Here is an 18,601-nt window from a genome sequence, read left to right as displayed (position 1 = left end):
ACACATTCAAACAACCGTTTCGCCCGTGGCCGCACGCGCGATTCCCAGGCACCGCCGGTGGCCCCGATGCCGGCCCTACCCACGAGTCATGCAATCGATGAGCGCTGAAGCCAACGCCCTGCCCCCGCGTGAAGTAATGGAGTTCGACGTGGTGATCGTCGGCGCCGGCCCCGCCGGCCTGGCCACCGCGATCCGCCTGCGCCAGCGCGCGCTCGAAGCCGGCCGCGAGCTGTCGGTGTGCGTGCTGGAGAAGGGTTCCGAACCGGGCGCGCACGTGCTGTCCGGCGCGGTGATGGATCCGCGCGCGCTGACCGAGCTGTTCCCGGACTGGGCCGAGCGCGGCGCACCGCTGAAGCAGAAGGTCACCCGCGACGAATTCCTGTTCCTCAGCGAGACCGGCGCGCGCAGCACCCCCAACGCGCTGCTGCCGGAGTGCTTCCACAACGAAGGCAACTACATCATCAGCCTGGGCGAAGTAACCCGCTGGCTGGCGCAGCAGGCCGAGGCGCTGGAGGTTGCGATCTTCCCGGGCTTCGCCGCTGCAGAAGTGCTGTACGGCGACAACGGCGAGGTGATCGGCGTGGCCACCGGCGACATGGGCATCGAGAAGGACGGCAGCATCGGTCCGGCCTTCGAGCGTGGGATGGCGCTGCACGCCAAGTACACGATCTTCGCCGAAGGTGCGCGCGGCCACCTCGGTCGCCAGCTGATCGCCCGCTACAAACTGGACGAAGGCAAGGACCCGCAGGCCTACGGCATCGGCATCAAGGAGCTGTGGCAGATCGACCCGGCCAGGCATGAGCCGGGCCTGGTGGTGCATGCGGCTGGCTGGCCGCTGGACGGCGACACCTACGGCGGCGCGTTCCTGTACCACGCCGACGGCGGCAAGGTCGCCATTGGTTACGTGGTCGGCCTGGACTACAAGAACCCGTGGCTGAGCCCGTTCGAGGAGTTCCAGCGTTTCAAGACCCATCCCTCCATCCGCAAGCACCTGGAGGGCGGCACCCGCATCGGTTACGGCGCCCGTGCGATCACCGCCGGCGGCCTGCTGTCGCTGCCGAAGACGGTGTTCCCCGGGGGGGCGCTGGTCGGCTGCGAGGCCGGCTACCTCAACGCCAGCCGCATCAAGGGCAGCCATGCCGCGATCAAGACCGGCATGCTGTGCGCCGACGCCGCGTTCGACGCGCTGGCCGCCGATCGCCAGCACGATGAACTGAGCGCCTACCCGAAGGCGTTTGAAGCCAGCTGGCTGTTCACCGAACTGCAGCAGGCCAAGAACTTCAAGCAGTGGTTCAAGAAGGGCCAGACCGTTGCCACGCTGATGACCGGCGTGGAGCAGTGGCTGCTGCCGAAGCTGGGCGTGCGCAACCCGCCGTGGACCCTGCACCGCACCCAGCCGGACCACGCCTGCCTGGAGCCGGCGTCGCAGCACACCCGCATCGCCTACCCCAAGCCCGATGGCGTGCTGACCTTCGATCGTCTCAGCTCGGTGTTCCTGAGCAGCACCAACCACGACGAGAACCAGCCCAGCCACCTGACGCTGAAGGATCCGAGCATTCCGGTGAAGGTGAACCTGGCCGAGTACGCCGGTCCCGAAGCCCGTTACTGCCCGGCCGGCGTGTACGAGTTCGTCGGCGACGCCGGCGACGCGCGCCTGCAGATCAACGCGCAGAACTGCGTGCACTGCAAGACCTGCGACATCAAGGATCCGACCCAGAACATCGTCTGGGTGACCCCGCAGGGCGGCGGCGGCCCGAACTACTCGGGCATGTGATCGCCCCGGGCTGCGACCGCGTGTCGCAGCCCGGCCGCTCCACCGCACCGCTATCCTGCCCGCCCATGCGTGCCTCCCGCCTGCTCACCACCGTTGCCGTGGCCCTGCTTGCCACGGCCTGCCAGCGCCCGCCTGCGGCGCCGGCGACGCCCGAACAGGCCCGCCAGCAGGCCATGCAGCGCGCGTTCGAACTGTGCGCCGGCTGCCACACCGTGCAGCCTGGCGGCATCCACCGCTTCGGCCCCAACCTGCACGGCGTGATCGGCCGTCGCGCCGGCAGCCTGCCCGATTACGGCTATTCCGACGGCATGCGCCGCGCCGACATCACCTGGAGCGCGCAGACCCTGGACGCGTTCCTGCAGTCGCCCACCCACGTGGTGCCCGGCACGCGCATGTACAACGCCTTTCCCAGCGCCGAACGCCGCGCGCTGGTGATCGCCTACCTGCAACAGCAGTCGGCTCAGTGAGCCAGTCGCTGCAGCTGATGCTGCAGCCTTGCCACGAACGCCGTTACAGCGGCGAATACCGGTGCCGGATCGGCCTCGGTCGCATCCTGCAGGCGCTCGACCAGCGCGTTGGCCTGCCCGGCCAGTGCGCTTGCCCCGATCGCCCCCAGACCGCCCGCCTGGCGATGCAGGTGGAGCGCCGCAGTCTCGCGGTCACCGGCCCGCACGGCGCGCTGCACCGCCGCCAGATCACTTTCACTGGCCTGCAACAGGCTGTCGCGCAGCTGCTCGGCCACGGCACGCGAGCCATAGCGCTGCTGCAGGGTGGCCAGATCAGGCAACACTTCAGCGTCGTCGGCGACAGTCTCCTGCACGGGCGCATCGAACGACTGGCCCTGTGCCTGCGGCAGCCAGCGCAGCAGCGCGGTGCGCAGCGTGGCCAGCGACAGCGGCTTGGCCAGCACCTCGTCCATGCCGGCCTCGCGGCAGCGGCGCGCATCGTCGTCCAGCACGCTGGCGGTCAGCGCCAGCACCGTCAGCCGCGGCTGGCCGGTACGGCCCTCGCGCTCGCGCAACAGGCGGGTGAAACCGAAGCCGTCGAGTACCGGCATGCGGCAGTCGGTAATGACCAGGTCGAAGGCCTCCGATGACAAGCGGTCCAGTGCCTGCTGGCCATCGCCCAGTAGCACATGGGGTACGCCCAGCTGCTGCAGCCGCCACGCCATCATCGCCTGGTTGGTCGGGTGGTCCTCGATCACCAGCACGCGTGCCTCGCGCAACGCCGGCGGCAGCAGCGCCGCCTGCTCCTGCTCCGCAACCAGCGCTTCAACGTCACCCCTGCCTGCCTCCACCAGCGCCAGCCGCACCTCGGCGCGGGTGCCCTCGCCCAGCGTGCTGTGCAGCTCCAGCTCGCCGCCCATCATCTGCACCAGGCGCTGGCAGATGCTCAGGCCGAGGCCGGTACCACCATGGTCGCGCTGGATGTAGGCACCGGCCTGGGTGAACGGCGCAAACAGGTGCTGCAGCTGTTCCGGTGCGATTCCGATGCCGGTGTCGGTGACGCTCAGGCACAGCGGCTGGCTGCCGTCGTCGGCGGTCGGGCCCAGTACCTCCAGCTGCAGCCGCACTTCGCCGCGCGCAGTGAACTTGATGGCATTGCTGAGCAGGTTGAACACGATCTGGCGCAGGCGCACGCCATCCACTTCGTGCGCTGCCGCCAGCTGAGGGTCGATCTGCACATGCAGCTCCAGCCCGCGTGCACTGGCCTGCGCCGACATCAACCGGCACACGCTTTCCAGCAGCGGCCGCAGCGGTTGCGGTACCGGCTCCAGGCGCAGTGCACCCGCTTCCAGCCGCGAGTAATCGAGGATGTCGTCGAGGATCTGCCGCAGCATCTGCGCCGAATCCTCGATCACGCCGAGGATGCGCTGCTGCTCGCTGTCCAGCGGTGAGTGTGCCAGCACCTCCAGCATGCCCAGCACGCCGCTCATCGGCGTACGGATCTCGTGGCTCATCGTGGCCAGGAAACGCGATTTGGCCTCAGCGGCCTGCTCGGCGTCCGCCTTCGCCGCCGCCAGTGCATCGGCCTGCATCCGCGCCTCGCTTACATCCACCCAGTACCCGCTCCAGATCACCGCGCCGTCTTCGGCGGCGTAGGGATGGGCCTGGCTGCGCACCCAGCGCACGCCTTCCCCGTCGCTGCGCAGGCGAAACTCCAGGATCAACGGCGCGAACTGGTGCGCGGCCTGCTCGATGGAATGCAGGATGCGCGCGCGGTCCTCCTGCTCGACGCGTTCCAGCAACACCCTCGCATCCTGTTCGGCCTGCTGACGGGTGATACCGAACAACGCAGGCAGGTCGCCGGCGATGAACGGGAAGCTCAGCGTGCCATCGGCATCGCGACGGGCCTGGTAGACCACCGCCGGCAGGTTGTCGGTCACCTCGGCCAGGCGCTGCTCCAGCTGGCGGCGTCCTGCCACCTCACGGCGCAGCCGCCAATGGCCCACGCCATGCACCAGCAGTGCGGTCAGCAGCACCATCAGCACGGGCACGCCCCACCGCAGCAGATTGCTCCAGTCGACCCCATTGCGGTACTCCACCGCCAGCCAGGCGCTGCGCAACGCCTCGCGCTTGCGTGGGGTCATCTGCAGCAGCAGGCGATCGAAGGTCGTGGCCAGGGCCGCATGGCGGCGATCCACCGCCAGCGCCAGCTGGTCGTTGAAACCGGCCGGAGCCGCGACCTGCATCCGCCCCGGGAAACGGCTGCGCAGCAGGTGATCGACCACGGCAAGGTTGCCCACATAGGCATCGGCTTCACCCTCAAGCAGGCGCTGCAGCGCCTGCTCGGCACTCCGCGCAGCAATGATCCGGGCCTGCGGCGCCTGTTGCTGCACATAGCCACGCACGCGCTCCGGGTCGGACAGCAGCACGCGCTTGCCCTGCAGGTCGGCCAGGCCCAGCAGCGATTCGCCATCGCTCCTGACCACAATCACGTTCGGCACGCTGATGAAGGGCTGGCTGAACACCCAGTCCGGGCCCAGGTAGCGCGAATCAACGGGTATGCCCATCACCGCCTGCAGTTCACCGCGGCGGGCCTTCTCACGCACCTCGTACCAGTCGTGGCTGTTCTCGACCTTCAGGTTGGCGCCGGCCTGCATCAGGCGCTGCAGGTACTCGCTGGCCAGGCCACTGGGCCGGCCATCCTCGCCGGTGAACGACAGGGGCGCGGCATTCGGCGCGAAACCGATCATCAGCGGCTGCTCCAGCACACGCTTCTCGGCCTGGCTCAGCGCCAGCTGCGCCGATGCCGACCAGTGCGGCGGTGACAACCAGCGTTGTGCGAGGGCATCGCGCTGGGCCTGGCTGGTCGCGGCCAGCGCCAGGTCCAGGGCTTCGGCCAGGGGTTGCTTGCTGTTGGCAATGCCGAAGTGCAACCGTTCGGGGGGCAGGTCGCTCGGCCGCAACAGCGCCACGCCCTGCAGGCGCCGGCTGGCAATCAGCTCGGTGGCGACGAAGGCATTGCCGATGTAGACGTCCGCTTTGTCGTCTATGACCATCTGCAATGCGCTCAACGTGTCGTTTGCGACAAGCTGGCGGGCACGCGGGAATCGGGCGCGCACCTGCGGACCGGTCAGGAAGTCCTGTTCGATCACCACCCTCAGCCCATCCAGGTCCGGCATGTCGGAGGCACGCAGGTCATCGGGCCGGCCCACCAGAGCGAGCGGCGCCTCACTGTAGGCTGCGGTATAGACCATGCAGCGGGTGCGGTCGGCACTGAGGCCGACATTCATCACCACGTCGATCTCGCCACGACATGCCGCATCCAGCACGGATGTCCAGTCCGGATAGCGGCGCGCCTCGACCTTCACACCGAGCTGGCGAGCAAGATGCGACAGGTAGTCCGGTCCCAGCCCGACCTGCTTGCCATCACGGAGGGACTCGAAGGGCGGCCAGCCGCTGTCATACTGCCCGACAACGATGGTCGGATGCGCCACCAGGTATTCGCGCTGCAACGGGCTGAGCGGCAGCAGGCCAGGGGCCGGCTGTGCCTGGGCCACGGGCAGCGCCAGCACCGCCAGCAGCAGGAGCAGCCCGCGAACAGCCCACCTACGCATCTGCGTCGATCTCCTAGAATCCTGCCAGGGACCGCGATGGTCTCGGTCCGGCGTGCCCGATGGCCATACTAGAGCATGAGCTTGCGCATCATCATCGCAGACGATCACCCCGTGGTCCGTATCGGTACCCGCGCCGTCATCGAGTCGAGCGGCGTCGGCCGCGTGGTCGGCGAGGCCGACAGCGCGCAGGCGCTGATGACCCTGCTCGCCAGCCAGCCCTGTGACCTGCTGGTCACCGACTACTCCATGCCGGGCAGCCCGCAGGCCGACGGCTTCGCCATGATCGGCATGATCCGCCGCCGCCATCCCGACCTGCCGGTGCTGATGCTCAGCGTCTCCAGCAACCTGGCGATCCTGCGCATGGTACTCGACAGCGGCGTGCTCGGCCTGGTCGACAAGAGTTCGTCGATGGACGAACTGCCACAGGCCATCCAGTCGGTCTACCGCGGCCAGCCCTACATCAGCCGCAGCCTGCGCGAGCGGGTGGAAGCGGCCGGCAGCTGGCGCATGCGCGAGGGCGACGGCAAGCCGCTGTCCCCGCGCGAGGTGGAGGTGCTGCGCTTGCTCGGCACCGGCATGACGGTAAAGGAGATTTCGCTGCTGCTGCGCAAGAGCGTCAGCACCATCAGCCGGCAGAAAGGCGATGCGATGCTCAAGCTGGGGCTGAAGGGCGATGCCGAATTGTTCGACTATCTGCGTGACGGGAAAATCTGAGACGCGATTCACATAATCGCACCGGCAACAATGCGAGGTCGAAGGAATCGACCGGCGCATGTCCGGCCGCCAGCGGGCAGAGCCTGGCGCTTCGCAGCGGTTCGGTGCAGAGCGCGCCTGACGTGCTGCAGCCGCAGCAGGAGACCCCGCAGGAGCAGGCGCGGCAGGCCCAGAAAGCGATGGGCGTCGGACATGCCAACGCCTTGGCAGAGAAGGGAGGGGCCACCTCCGCGGCCCTTTTCCTTTCCGCCAGCTGAGCGGCCGCAGCCGCTTTCAGCCTTGCTTCATGCCGCCTGCCGCTAGATGAATGCGCAAGCCGCTCGGTGCACCAGGCAATGTTCCGGCAATGTTGGAACGCCAGCGTGGACATCACGGCAGCCGGGGCGCCCCGCGCCCTCCCTGCCCAGCGTGGCATGCACCTCACAGGAGAACGAACATGCTCAGTACTTCCACACTCAGCTTCCGTGGTCTGGCGATGGCTCTGGCACTGGTTGCCGGTGTCGCCATGGTCAGCGATGCCAGCGCGATGTCGAGGAAGGACAAGCGCACCCTGGTCGGCGCCGTGGTCGGTGGCGTGGCCGGCAACCTGCTCTCCAACGGTGATCCTGCCGCCACCGTCGGTGGTGCCGTGGCCGGCGGCGCGATCGGCAATCTGACCACCTCCGACCGCCGCGACCGTCGTTATTACGACAATCGCTACTACGACAACCGTTACGACCGCCGCTACGATCGTGGCTACTACCGCAGCGGTTACTACGATCGTGGCGACGACCGCCGCTGGCAGCGCGAGCGTTACTACGACAACCGCTACTACCACGACCGCGGTCGCCATCGCGGCTGGTAAGCGGCACAGCGGCGTTACCCTGCCGATGGCAGAGACGGGCGGGTCGATGACCCGCCCGTTTGCGTTGGCCGCGCGCATGGCGTTGAATGCGCAGCCTTGGATGTGACTTTCCCCTCTCGGGCTGCGGCATGACGTCTTCCTCCCACCGCGTGCAGGGCCTCAACAACGACGAGGTCGCTGCCGACTGGCCACCGATCAGCGCGGCGGACATCGCGTGGTTGCGACAGTGCTATCCGCAGCTGGACAGCGGCAGCCAACCGCGCTGGCACAGCCCGCGACCGCTGTCGGCTGCCGCCATCGTCGATGGCACGCGCGGCGCGGTATTCATCAAGCGCCATCACCACAGCGTGCGCAACGCGGCCTGCCTGGAAGAAGAACACCGCTTCATCGCCCATCTCGACGCTGCTGGCGTGCCGGTGACGCAGGTGCTGGCAGCGACCGATGGTCACACCGCGGTCGAACACGATGACTGGACGTTTGAACTGCACGACGTCGGCGCAGGCGATGACCTGTACCGCGACGCGGTGTCGTGGTCGCTGCTGACCGATGTCGCGCAGGCCCGTGAAGCCGGACGCGCACTCGCACAGCTGCACCGCGCCGCAGCCAGCTACCACGCGCCCCAGCGCAGCACCCATCTGCTGGTGGCGCGCGACGACCTGATCCGCGCCGACGATCCGATCGCCGCAATCAAGGCAGGTCTGCACGCGCGCCCCGGCCTGGCCCGCTACCTCGCGCGCATTCCGTGGGAAGCACAGCTGCGGCGTGACGTGCTGCCGTGGCACACGGGACTGGCCGAGCGCCTGCGCGACGAACCACGGCTGTGGGCGCACAACGACTGGCATGTCTCCAACCTGCTGTGGCGCGACGGGCAGGTCAGCACCGTGCTGGATTTCGGCCTGGCCTCGCCCACCAGTGCACTGTTCGACCTGGCTACCGCAGTCGAGCGCAACGCCGTGGCATGGCTGGAGCTGGAGCGCGGCATGGAGGCGGTGCGCATCGATATCGCGCTGGCGTTGCTCGATGGCTACCGCCAGGTGCTGCCGCTGTCGGCGGCACGCGTGCACCTGCTGGCCGACCTGCTGCCGATGGTGCATTTCGACTTCGCACTGTCCGAAGTGGAGTATTTCGAGGGCGTCACCGGCTCGACCGCCAATGCCGATGTGGCGTGGCAGCCCTTCATGCTCGGCCATCCGGCGTGGTTCCATACCGCCCCGGGGCAGGCACTGCTGCAGGCCCTGCACGCCGCCGCGTGATCCGGTTGACGCAGCGTTGGGGTCAGATCCCATTCCGCAGGAAGGGGATCTGACCCTGAGTGGCGCTCGCAAATCCGTACCATTTGTAGTGAAATGGTCACCTGAAGCGGGGGTGCCTGGATCTGCCAGGCTGAGAGAGTCCCTTGGAACCTGATCCGGTTTGCACCGGCGTAGGGAGCTTTGAGCCGCAGCCACACCCCCGTCATGGGCCGGTGCACCTGCGCGCCGTCGCTTCGTCTCCCTTGTTGTCCGAAGACGAACCGAATGAACCGCTGCCTGCGCCCCACCCTGCTCTCCCTCGCCCTCTGCGCCGCGCTGCCGCTGCACGCCAGCGAGGCCGAAGCGTCCCCCGATGCGGCTGCCACCGGCGCCGAGCGCTCGCCGACCGAACTGGCGGCGGTGCGCGTGCAGGCCGGCAAGCCGAAGGCCGATACCTCGCGCGTGAACGCCTTCGGTGGCGGTTCGTGGAAGGACACGCCGGCGTCGGTGAACGTGCTCGAGCGCGACTATCTCGACCGCCGCCAGCTACGTTCGCTGTCCGAGCTGGCCAGCAACGACGCCTCGCTGGGTGATGCCTACGCGCCGGTGGGCTACTACCAGAACATCGCCATCCGCGGCTTCGCCCTGGACGCCGCCACCGGCTACCGCTTCAACGGCCTGTCCATCGTCGGCGAACAGCGTCTGGCGCTGGAGAACGTGCAGTCGGTGGAGATCCTCAAGGGTGAAGCCGGGCTGGCGGCAGGGGTGATGGCGCCGGGCGGGATCATCAACTACATCGGCAAGCGCCCGGCCGAAGTGCGCACCGCCACGCTCGGTACCGATTCGGAAGGCTCGCGCTACGTCGCCGTCGATGTCGGCCACTGGATCACCCCGCGCTTCGGCCTGCGCCTGAATGCCGCATGGGATTCCAGCAATTCCTACGTCGAGCACGCCGATGGCCGCCGCAACTTCTACTCGCTGGCCGCCGACTGGCTGATCGGCGAGCGCGGCAAGCTGGAAGTGGATGCCAACTACCAGACCAGCTCGCAGCGCTCGGTGTCCGGCTACCAGCTGCTGGGTGCGCGTGACCTGCCGCGCGGTGTCGACCGCGAGCATCTGCTCGGCTACCAGCCGTGGCAGCGCCCGGTGGATATCGCCAGCACCAACATCACCGCGCTGCACACCTACGACTTCAATGAGGCCTGGCAGTCGCGCGTCTCGGTGGGCCATAGCCGCTCGGTGATCGATGACAACGTCGCCTTCGCCTACGGCTGCTACTACGCCACGCAGTGCGCCGACGGCAGCGTGCCGGGCAATTATTTCGCGCCGAACGGCGACTATGACGTCTACGACTACCGCAGCCCGGACGACACCCGCCGCAACCAGCAGGCCCGTGCCGAACTGCGTGGCCGCTTCGAGACCGGCAGCGTCGGCCACCAGCTGACCCTCGGTGCCGACTACTTCCGCCGCACCGTGGACAGGCGCCCGAGCGTCAACGAGTACGTCGGCACCAGCAACATCCACGACGCACCGGTGCCGGTGTTCGCGCCATCGCCGAAGATGCCGGGCCCATCCGCACGACGCCTGGACAGCCGCCAGACCGCGTTCCTCGCGCTGGACCGGATGAGCTTCGGTGACGACTGGCAGTGGCTGGCCGGTGGACGCTTCGTCCGCCTGGACGAGCGCGCCTATGACAAGCGCGGCACCCCGCAACGCCACAGTCGCTTGTCGCGTTTCCTGCCACAGACCGCCGTGGTGTGGAAAGCCACCGACCAGCTCAACGCCTACGCCAGTTACGTGCGCGGCATTTCGCTGGGCCAGGAAGCGCCGTTCTGGACCAGCAATGCCGATACCTTCCTGCCGTCGGTGCAGTCGCGGCAGCTGGAAGTGGGCCTGAAGTACGTGCCGGTCGAGGCGCTGGCGCTGGGCGCAGCCGTGTTCCGCATTTCGCAGCCGTACCAGTACGCCAAGCCGGACAACAGCGACGTGGGCTACACCTTCGTCGAGGAAGGCACGCAGACCCACACCGGGCTGGAGCTGACCGCCAACGGTCAGCTGACGGATGCATTGCAGATCGTGGCCAGCGCCAGCGTGCTGCAGGCGCGTGCGCGCGACACCGGCACGCCAGCCTATGAAGGCCATCAGCTGGTGAACGTGCCGAAGGTACGCGCCAGCGTGCACGTGGCCTACGCGCTGCCGTTCGTGCGGGGCCTGGACGTGACCGGCGGCTGGCGCTATGCCGGTGCCAACGTGGCACGTGCCGACGGCGGCGTGCGCGCACCGGACTATTCGGTATTCGATGCCGGCCTGCGTTTCCAGCACCGGCTGCACGAGCGTGCGGTGACCTGGAACCTGTCGGTGGACAACGTGTTCAACCGCTTCTACTGGCGTGACACCGGCAGCAGCGGCGGTGACTACTACCTGTTCCCCGGCGCACCGCGACAGGCGCGCCTGTCGGTGACGTTCGCGCTGTGAACGGCGTCGTGCTCGAGTGGACCGCCGCGCTGTGCAGCGTGCTCGGCGTCTGGCTGATGGCCCGGCGCCGGTTGTCTGCATGGCCGGTGGGCCTGCTGTCGGTCACGCTGTATGGCCTGGTGTTCGCCGAGGCCAAGCTGTACTCGGACACCCTGCTGCAGGTCGCCTTCGGTGGCTTCCTGGTCTACGGCTGGCTCAACTGGCGCCAGCACGCCGCCGATGAGGGCAGCATCCGCATCGTGCCACTGGCGCGAGGCAAGCTGCTGCGCGACCTGGCCTTCGGCCTGTGCGGTGGCGTGGCGCTGGGTGCGGCCATGCACACCTTCACCGATGCCGCGCTGCCGTGGCTGGACGCGATGCTGACCGCACTGAGCCTGGTCGGCCAGTGGTGGCAGGCGCGCCGCCACGTCGCCTGCTGGTGGGTATGGATCGCCGTGGACGTGGTCTATGTGGGTGCGTACCTGTTCAAGTCGCTGCACGTAACTGCCGCGCTGTACGTGTTCTTCCTCGGCCTGGCCGTGTTCGGCCTGCGCGCATGGAGCGCGGCCGCGCGCGAGCCGCAGGTCGCAACGCAGTAGAGCCACGCCATGCGTGGCTGTTGCGGGCAATCGGCGCGCCATCCACGCATGGCGTGGATCTACGGGCTCAGGGCCAGACGCAGCGGCTGGCGCATGTCGGCCGGTGGGGCCGCCTGCAACGGCGCAGCCTGCAGCGTCGCGCGCAGGTCGGCATCGACCTGGGCATCACCCAGGCTGTCGAATTCCAGTTTCGAAATGCGGCCGTCCGCGGCGATCCACAGGCTTACCGGTAGCGGCGTCGGTGTGTCCGGATGTGCCTGCAGCCATTCCAGCACGCGCTGCGCCTGCGGGTCCTGCTCCTGCTGCAGGCGCTGCTGCAGTTGGCCACCCACGGCGGTGGCGTAGGCCATCCAGTGTGCGGGAGCCTCCTGCGCGGAAACGCTGGCACTCCCCAGTGCCAATGCCCCGAACAACGCGGCAAGTGGCCGCCACCAGCGGCGTACGCCGGTCCTGTTCCCTGCCATGACCATCGCCAGCCTCCTGCACTCCCATCCAGCGCGCCATGGTCGGCGCCATAGATGACAGGCAGATGGCGGGCCGTGATGGCCCGGCGCGATCACTCGCCCAGGTCGGCCAGCACCTTGCGCGACGGCGCGAAGAAGGTCACGCCGGTGGTGGCGGTGGAGAAGTCGAGGATGCGGTCGTGCAGCGGCGCGGGATTGCCGATGAACATGCGCTCGAGCATCTTCTCGATCACCCACAGGCGGCGCGTGTAGCCGATGAAGTAGGTGCCGTACTCGCCACGGCCCGGGTTGGCGAACGGCATGTTGTCACGCAGGATCTCGTGCTCGCCGTCAGCGTCTTCGATGGTGCACAGCGTCTTGTGCGATTTCTGCGCATCGGCCGGCGCATCATCCAGCTCGATGTTGTCGTGCTTGGTGCGGCCGATGATCGCCTCCTGCGCCTCGGTCTTCTGCGCGCGCCAGGCATCGAGGTTGTGCAGGTACTTCTGCACCACCACGTAGCTGCCGCCGGCATGCTCCGGGTCTTCATCGCCAACAATGGTGGCTTCCGGCAGCGACAGTCCTTCCGGGTTGGCGGTGCCGTCGACGAAGTCGAGCAGGTCGCGGCCATCGAAGTAGCGGAAGCCGGCCACGTCATCGACCGCCTCGACCGCATCACCGAAGGCCATCAGCAGGTTGCGCTCGAACGCCACGATCAGGTCCATGGTGCGTGCGCGGATGTGGTACAGCAGGTCACCGGGCGTGGACACAGCGGTGTGGGTCGCGCCCTTGATCTCGCGGAACGGCTTCAGCTCGCGTGGCGGCGTGGACCCTACCAGCGGCTGCCACACGCGATGGCCAATGGCCACGTTGCAGGTGAAGGTGCGCTCGATCTCGCGGATGGCGGTGTTCTTGATCAGATCGTCGGTACTGGCCAGCACCTCGCGCGCCTTGGCGATCGACGCCACGTCGTCCTTCATCTTCAGCACCAGGAACGCCGCCGAATGGGTGAGTGGCGCCGTGATCTGCTGCGGCTCGTTGTCGAGCGTGTGATTGAGGGCGGTGATCGGTGGGGGCTGGGAATTCACGGCAGTTCCTGCTGGCTTGAGGCGGGTGCATCGTCAATGGCGACGTGCCGGGATCATAGCCGAACCGCCTGGCCCGGGACGGAGCGGTTCTCGTTCCGTCCTGCGCGCAGCACCGTGCATTCCTGCGCTACATGGAACTGCTGCGGCCCTGCACTCTCCGGATGCACAAGAAAGAAGAAGCCCGGCGCGAGGCCGGGCTTCGGTTGGCGTGTGGGAGAGAGAGAGAGTCACACGCCAGCACAACACGCTCTAACGACGGGCGTTTGTTACCAGGTGAAGCGCGGGCCCACGAACCACTCGCGGTCGCCGGCCTTGGCCAGCTTCACTTCGCCACTCAGGCCCCAGTTCTGGTTGAACTTGGCGGTGGCGCCGACGCGGCCGTAGAACTCGCCGTCCGGGTTGATGCCGTGCTTCTTGGTGTAGTCCTCGTAGCCGGCCATCACGTAGCCTTCCACGTACGGGTTGAACGCGGTCCGCACGCCGACTTCGGTCGAGTAGCCGTTGAAGTCCAGGCCGTGCTTCATGTCGAACTTCTGGTAGGCGACACGGGCCACCAGGTCGGTGTTCGGTGCGATGCCGTAGTTGTAGCCGGCACCGATGCGCCACTGGTCGACGTCATTCTTGAACGTGTCGGTCTCCTGCGCGCTGTAGTCGCCGAAGATGTGGAAGTTCGGGTGCACCGCCACGGAACCCTTCACCTTCCAGCCATCGGCGTCGCCGCCCTTGGCATCGGTGTTCACATAGCCGCCTTCAACGTAGTTGTACGACAGGCCATCGGTTGCCGATGCAGCGAACGGCAGGGCAGCCAGAAGACCCAGGGCGAGCAGCGAATTCTTGTTCATCGGGACACACCTTTAATAATTTTGGTTTCGTCGGCCGCCTCCCGGGAGGGGGAGAGAGAGGAGGCGGTCGACAGGTGTGAATTATCCGTTAGGGGGTCTAATCGACCCTGAATATTGAACTGACTGGTGTATAAATAAGGCTGGCGTTCAGGGAACTCCTCATGCCGCACGTAGCCATCCCGTCACTGCTGTTTCCGCTGCATGCCCGACGCACAGTGCGGGCGTTGCTGCTCTTCGCCCTGCCGATGATGTTGCAGGTAGCCAACGCAGCCGAGCGTACCCGCCCTTCCGGGCGCATCGTGATTCAGACCGACGATGTCACGCGCTTCTTCAACGTGCTGGATGCAAGCGGAGGCAAGCCGAGTGCCGACGATCTGCAGCGCGGCTATCTGCATGCGGGTACGGATGCACTACGCAGCTTCACTGACAGCCGTATCGGCGCGATGGATCGTCTTGCAGATGCGATCCAGCACAAACCTGCGCTGTTTGCCAAAGCGCGTAGCTGTGCGAGGGCGCTGCCGGAGATCCGCGAGCGGGTTGCCAAGGCACTCGATCGGTTGGGTACCCTGCTTCCTTCCGCACGTTTTCCGCCGGTCACCGTGCTGGTGGGTCGGGGCAACAGCGGCGGTGTCACCACGCCCGACGGCGTGGTGATCGGACTGGAAGCACTGTGCAACGCCGACTGGATGCAGGCCGATGTGAGCGACCGTTTCGTGCACCTGATCGCCCATGAGTATGTACACATCCAGCAGCCGGGCGCAGCCGCAGACGTTGCGCAACCGACCCTGCTCTATCAGACGCTGCTGGAAGGAGGCGCCGAGTACGTGGGCGAACTGATCTCGGGGCAACCGGCCAACGCGCATCTGCGTCGTTGGACGCAGGGCCGCGAATGCGCCCTGGAACGCCAGTTCGCCCGGGACAGCGCCGGTACTGATCTGTCGCAATGGCTCTACAACGGAGCGGGCGACGAAACGCGCCGCGGCGATCTTGGCTACTGGATCGGCTACCGCATTGCCGCTGACTACGTTGCCCGCACCGATGACAAAGCCGGTGCCGTCGCCACGCTGCTGGAGGTGCGCCCGGAAAGTGCGCCGGCATTGTTCGCCGCAAGTGAATGGCGCCCGGCGTGTGGGCCAGTGGAAAACGGGAAAGAATGAGGCCGTCTTCAGGCTGATGAATTGGGCGATTCGAGCAACCGCAAGGCCGTCGCCTCTGCGCACATCAGCTCGCCTGATCTCACTCGTTAAGCTTCGCTGACGAACATATTTCACAACCCTTCCACGTCTTCCAACTTCAGCTGAAAGCGCTTGTCAGCGTGGGGAACAAACGCCGCTATATTCCAGCTTCCCCAGACGAAGGAGGGAGTGCAATGAACCTGAACCCGCAACACATGAAGACGGCCCGCGCACTTGCTGTAGCGCTCATCGCCACCGTGAGCCTTGGCGCTTGTGCCACCTACAAGGACGAGTTCGCAACCATCAACTCGCGCCTCGATCAGCTCGATGTAAAGGTGCAGGGCGCTGCACAGAGTGCCGAGTCCGCCAACCAGTCGGCACAGCAGGCCAACCAGCGCCTGGACCAGATCGAAGGCCGCGTGCAGCAGCTTGAAAGGGCACCCGTCGGACGCAAGCCGCGCGGCTGATCGCTCCCTCACTGTTTGAATTGATCCACCTGTGTATCGGGAACCAGTGGCCCTCGCCGGCCACTGGCGTCCTTCCACCTCAGATCTGCATTGCCAGGAGCCGTCCCATTCGTACCTCCTCCTCCCCTGCACGCCGCGCCCTGCACGCCACTCTGGCCGTGGCACTGGCCGTTGCATGCAGCGGCGTAGCCAACGCCAGGGACAAGGACGCACCCGCACCACCGGCGGCCGCCGTTGATGAACTTCCGCCCGACCAGAGCGTCTCCGAAACAGTGATCGAGCTGGCCGGCTGGGTGGTCGCCAGCAAGGACAATCAGGGTTATCCGTTCGCGATCATGGACAAGGCCGCCGCGCAGGTCCTGGTCTTCGGCGGCGACGGCAAGCTGCGCGGCGCCGCGCCGGCACTGTTCGGTTCGGCCATCGGCGATCATTCCGCACCCGGCGTCGCCAAGCTTGCCCTGAGCGCGATTCCCGGCCACGACCGCACCACGCCTGCGGGCCGCTTCATTGGTGCCTATGGCCCCTCCGACGATGCCGGGCGCGTGCTGTGGGTGGACTACGATTCCGCCGTGTCGATGCATCCGCTGCCGCCGGGCAGCCCGAAGGAAAAGCGCGCCGAACGACTGGCGACGCCGACGCCGGACGACAACCGCGTCACCCACGGCTGCATCAACGTCTCGCCCGGCTTCTACGAACAGATCGTGCAATCCACGTTCCAGAAGGGCGGTGTGTTCTACATCCTGCCGGACAAGGATTCGATCGCGAAGACGTTCCCGGCGTTCGCGCAGAGCCGTGGCGATGCAAAGGACGAGAACAGCAAGGGCGCGCAGCGCGCGAGCAGGTAGCGCGCGTGCTGGAACTCAGGAAGCCGTCGCCCCTGCAGCCCGCGCCAAGGCCGCGGCGTGCGCGTCGCCCTTCCGCTCGCTGTAGCGGTCCACCAGGTAGTCCGACCGGCCCCGCGTCAGCAGCGTGAACTTCACCAGTTCTTCCATCACGTCCACCACGCGATCGTAGTACGGCGAGGGTTTCATCCGGCCGTCGTCATCGAATTCCTGCCAGGCCTTGGCCACCGACGACTGGTTGGGGATGGTCAGCATGCGCATCCAGCGGCCGAGCACGCGCAACGTGTTGACGGTATTGAACGACTGCGAGCCGCCGCTCACCTGCATCACCGCCAGCGTCCTGCCCTGCGTGGGCCGCACGCTGCCATCTTCCAGCGGCAACCAGTCGATCTGGTTCTTGAACACGCCGGTGACCGTGCCATGCCGCTCGGGGCTGACCCAGACCTGCCCTTCCGACCACTGTGACCATTCGCGCAGTCGCTGCACTTCGGGGTGATTCCTGTCCACGCTGTCCAGCATCGGCAGCGCATGCGGATCGAACACCCGGGTTTCGCACCCCAGGTGGCGCAGCAGCCGCTCGGCTTCCAGCGCAAGCTTGCGGCTGAACGACTGGGGCCGCAGCGAGCCGTAGAGCAGGAGAATGCGTGGCGGCCCCAGATCTGCCGCGGCGAGCTGGTGATGATTGGGCTGGGGCAATGACGATTCCAGCAGGTTGGGCAGGTCCAGGCTTGTGATTGGCTCATTCATTCGACTATTCTAGAAATATGGAAACATCTAATGCAATCACCGCCCTGACCGCCCTCGGCCATGCCACCCGCCTGGCTGCCTTCCGACTGCTGGTGGAGGCGGGCCCGGCAGGGCGCATGGCGGGCGACATCGCCACGGCCCTGCAGGTACCCCCAGCCACGCTCAGCTTCCACCTGAAGGAGCTGGTGCAGGCCGGGCTGGTGGAGAGCGAAAGCCAAGGCCGCCACGTCTGCTACCGCGCCAACTTCGATGCGATGAACGGCTTGGTCCAGTACCTGACGCACAACTGCTGCGCGGGCTCCCCGGATGAGCGGTGCACGGTGAACGAACCGGCATGCAGGTGCTGAGATGAAACCCGATCCGATGATTCGTACCGGCACACGCGACGACCTGTCCTACATCCGGGACCTTCTGCAGCGGGCGCAGTTGCCCGTGGCCGATCTGGAAAGCAGCGAGGTGGCGTTTCTCGTCGCAGACCTCGAAGGTGTTCCCGTGGGTGCCGTTGGATTGCAGATCTTCGGCGCGTCGGCCCTGCTTCGCTCGCTGGTGGTGTCCGACGACCAACGCAATACCGGCCTTGGGCGCGCGTTGCTGTCAGCGGCCGAGGACATGGCCCGCCGCATGCAGGTCTGGGAACTGGTGCTGCTGACGACGTCGGCAGGCCCATGGTTCGCGCGGCACGGCTATGCCGGATGCGATCGCGCGCAGATAGCCGAGGCGATCCGCAGCTCTGCCGAGTTCACTAGTCTCTGCCCGGCCAGCGCGCTGTGCATGTCCAAGCCACTCACTGACCACGGAAGCCACATGACCCGCAATGTCTTGTTCCTCTGCACCGGCAACAGCGCGCGCAGCGTGCTGGCTGAAGCCACCCTGCGCGCCTGGGGCGGCGATCACTTCAGCGCATTCAGTGCGGGCAGCCAGCCCACTGGCCAGATCAATCCCTTCGCGCTCGCCCAGTTGCAGGCCGAAGGAATGCCCATTGAAGGGCTGCGCAGCAAGTCGTGGAATGAGTTCGTGGACGCAGCCCCGATGGACCTGGTGATCACCGTGTGTGACGCGGCCGCTGCCGAAGCCTGCCCTGTGGTGTTCGGTGACTTCATCCGCAGCCACTGGGGCCTGCCCGATCCCGCCGCCGTGGCAGGCAGCGATGCCGACAAGGCCGCAGCCTTCGCTTTGGCCCATGCCATCGTGAAAACGCGCCTGCGTGCGCTGCTCGCACTGCCCGAATCGGCGTGGTCCGAACGCGAAACGCTGCAGCACGCGCTGGACCGGATCGGCCAGTTGCTGCCGACCGACGGCGCGCAGTGACGGTGCCACTGC

General features: G+C 67.0%; 17 protein-coding genes, 1 pseudogene and 1 riboswitch. Of the genes and pseudogenes, 13 read left to right on the top strand and 5 right to left on the bottom strand.

From position 1 onward, the window contains the following. Positions 1 to 97: 97 nt before the first annotated feature. Both ACM0O9_RS11145 and ACM0O9_RS11140 read left to right on the top strand, forming a co-directional pair. Positions 98 to 1,774 carry an electron transfer flavoprotein-ubiquinone oxidoreductase gene (locus tag ACM0O9_RS11145; RefSeq protein WP_346607769.1) on the top strand — a complete coding sequence of 559 codons (1,677 nt, stop codon included), beginning with the start codon at positions 98 to 100 and terminating at the stop codon, positions 1,772 to 1,774. Positions 1,775 to 1,839: 65 nt separating this feature from the next. Continuing rightward, positions 1,840 to 2,241, top strand: a complete 402-nt coding sequence (locus ACM0O9_RS11140) for a c-type cytochrome (RefSeq protein WP_053497753.1) — start codon at positions 1,840 to 1,842, stop codon at positions 2,239 to 2,241. On the opposite strand, the gene ACM0O9_RS11135 is transcribed toward ACM0O9_RS11140, so the two are convergent. Next, on the bottom strand, positions 2,235 to 5,834 hold the full coding sequence (locus ACM0O9_RS11135; RefSeq protein ID WP_414604185.1) for an ATP-binding protein: 3,600 nt from the start codon (positions 5,832 to 5,834) through the stop codon (positions 2,235 to 2,237). The two genes, ACM0O9_RS11140 and ACM0O9_RS11135, sit on opposite strands and share 7 nt — an antisense overlap. Before the next feature lie 75 nt (positions 5,835 to 5,909). Between ACM0O9_RS11135 and ACM0O9_RS11130 the strand changes: the two genes are divergently transcribed. The 5 genes from ACM0O9_RS11130 (at position 5,910) to pnuC (ending at position 11,677) form a co-directional block, all read left to right on the top strand. Further along, the gene (locus ACM0O9_RS11130; protein WP_414604184.1) at positions 5,910 to 6,548 is read left to right on the top strand and encodes a response regulator; all 639 of its coding nucleotides are present in this window, start codon (positions 5,910 to 5,912) and stop codon (positions 6,546 to 6,548) included. A gap of 436 nt (positions 6,549 to 6,984) precedes the next feature. Next, the gene (locus ACM0O9_RS11125) at positions 6,985 to 7,392 is read left to right on the top strand and encodes a glycine zipper 2TM domain-containing protein (RefSeq protein ID WP_065185565.1); all 408 of its coding nucleotides are present in this window, start codon (positions 6,985 to 6,987) and stop codon (positions 7,390 to 7,392) included. A gap of 128 nt (positions 7,393 to 7,520) precedes the next feature. Continuing rightward, complete coding sequence (locus ACM0O9_RS11120; RefSeq protein ID WP_414604183.1) at positions 7,521 to 8,645, top strand: phosphotransferase enzyme family protein; 1,125 nt, start codon at positions 7,521 to 7,523, stop codon at positions 8,643 to 8,645. A gap of 98 nt (positions 8,646 to 8,743) precedes the next feature. Beyond that, positions 8,744 to 8,839: riboswitch (TPP riboswitch) on the top strand. Between the two features lie 70 nt (positions 8,840 to 8,909). Further along, positions 8,910 to 11,099: a TonB-dependent receptor gene (locus tag ACM0O9_RS11115; protein WP_414604182.1), complete on the top strand. Its 2,190-nt coding sequence runs from the start codon at positions 8,910 to 8,912 to the stop codon at positions 11,097 to 11,099. 8 nt (positions 11,100 to 11,107) lie between these two features. Then, positions 11,108 to 11,677 carry a nicotinamide riboside transporter PnuC gene (gene pnuC / locus ACM0O9_RS11110; protein ID WP_414604181.1) on the top strand — a complete coding sequence of 190 codons (570 nt, stop codon included), beginning with the start codon at positions 11,108 to 11,110 and terminating at the stop codon, positions 11,675 to 11,677. Positions 11,678 to 11,736: 59 nt separating this feature from the next. Here pnuC and ACM0O9_RS11105 read toward each other — a convergent pair whose 3' ends face one another. The 3 genes from ACM0O9_RS11105 to ACM0O9_RS11095 form a co-directional block, all read right to left on the bottom strand. Continuing rightward, complete coding sequence (locus ACM0O9_RS11105) at positions 11,737 to 12,147, bottom strand: hypothetical protein (RefSeq protein ID WP_414604180.1); 411 nt, start codon at positions 12,145 to 12,147, stop codon at positions 11,737 to 11,739. 86 nt (positions 12,148 to 12,233) lie between these two features. Further along, a complete protein-coding gene (locus ACM0O9_RS11100; protein ID WP_414604179.1) occupies positions 12,234 to 13,208 on the bottom strand; it encodes a Dyp-type peroxidase in 975 nt (324 codons plus the stop codon). 266 nt (positions 13,209 to 13,474) lie between these two features. Continuing rightward, on the bottom strand, positions 13,475 to 14,050 hold the full coding sequence (locus ACM0O9_RS11095; protein WP_049465985.1) for an OmpO family porin: 576 nt from the start codon (positions 14,048 to 14,050) through the stop codon (positions 13,475 to 13,477). 215 nt (positions 14,051 to 14,265) lie between these two features. On the opposite strand from ACM0O9_RS11095, the gene ACM0O9_RS11090 reads away from it, so the two are divergent. The 3 genes from ACM0O9_RS11090 (at position 14,266) to ACM0O9_RS11080 (ending at position 16,537) form a co-directional block, all read left to right on the top strand. Beyond that, a complete protein-coding gene (locus tag ACM0O9_RS11090) occupies positions 14,266 to 15,207 on the top strand; it encodes a DUF2268 domain-containing putative Zn-dependent protease (protein ID WP_065185661.1) in 942 nt (313 codons plus the stop codon). Positions 15,208 to 15,419: 212 nt separating this feature from the next. Next, positions 15,420 to 15,692 (top strand): hypothetical protein, encoded by a 273-nt coding sequence (locus ACM0O9_RS11085; protein WP_005420910.1) that lies wholly within the window; start codon positions 15,420 to 15,422, stop codon positions 15,690 to 15,692. A 158-nt stretch (positions 15,693 to 15,850) separates the two neighbouring features. After that, complete coding sequence (locus ACM0O9_RS11080; protein WP_053497771.1) at positions 15,851 to 16,537, top strand: L,D-transpeptidase; 687 nt, start codon at positions 15,851 to 15,853, stop codon at positions 16,535 to 16,537. Between the two features lie 15 nt (positions 16,538 to 16,552). Here ACM0O9_RS11080 and arsH read toward each other — a convergent pair whose 3' ends face one another. Continuing rightward, complete coding sequence (arsH, locus tag ACM0O9_RS11075; protein ID WP_065185559.1) at positions 16,553 to 17,281, bottom strand: arsenical resistance protein ArsH; 729 nt, start codon at positions 17,279 to 17,281, stop codon at positions 16,553 to 16,555. A 17-nt stretch (positions 17,282 to 17,298) separates the two neighbouring features. Between arsH and ACM0O9_RS11070 the strand changes: the two genes are divergently transcribed. From ACM0O9_RS11070 to ACM0O9_RS11060, 3 genes and pseudogenes are all read left to right on the top strand, one after another. Further along, positions 17,299 to 17,628, top strand: a complete 330-nt coding sequence (locus ACM0O9_RS11070; protein ID WP_065178712.1) for an ArsR/SmtB family transcription factor — start codon at positions 17,299 to 17,301, stop codon at positions 17,626 to 17,628. A 1-nt stretch (position 17,629) separates the two neighbouring features. Further along, positions 17,630 to 18,049, top strand: a pseudogene (gene arsN2, locus ACM0O9_RS11065) (arsenic resistance N-acetyltransferase ArsN2); the annotation flags it as partial. A gap of 36 nt (positions 18,050 to 18,085) precedes the next feature. Next, positions 18,086 to 18,589 (top strand): arsenate reductase ArsC, encoded by a 504-nt coding sequence (locus ACM0O9_RS11060; protein ID WP_414604186.1) that lies wholly within the window; start codon positions 18,086 to 18,088, stop codon positions 18,587 to 18,589. Positions 18,590 to 18,601 lie beyond the last annotated feature (12 nt).

Source organism: Stenotrophomonas sp. FR012, assembly GCF_047520565.2.
Taxonomy (GTDB): Bacteria; Pseudomonadota; Gammaproteobacteria; order Xanthomonadales; family Xanthomonadaceae; genus Stenotrophomonas; species Stenotrophomonas sepilia.
Note: the sequence above shows the minus strand (reverse complement) of the source record. Positions and strands in the feature narration are given on the sequence as shown.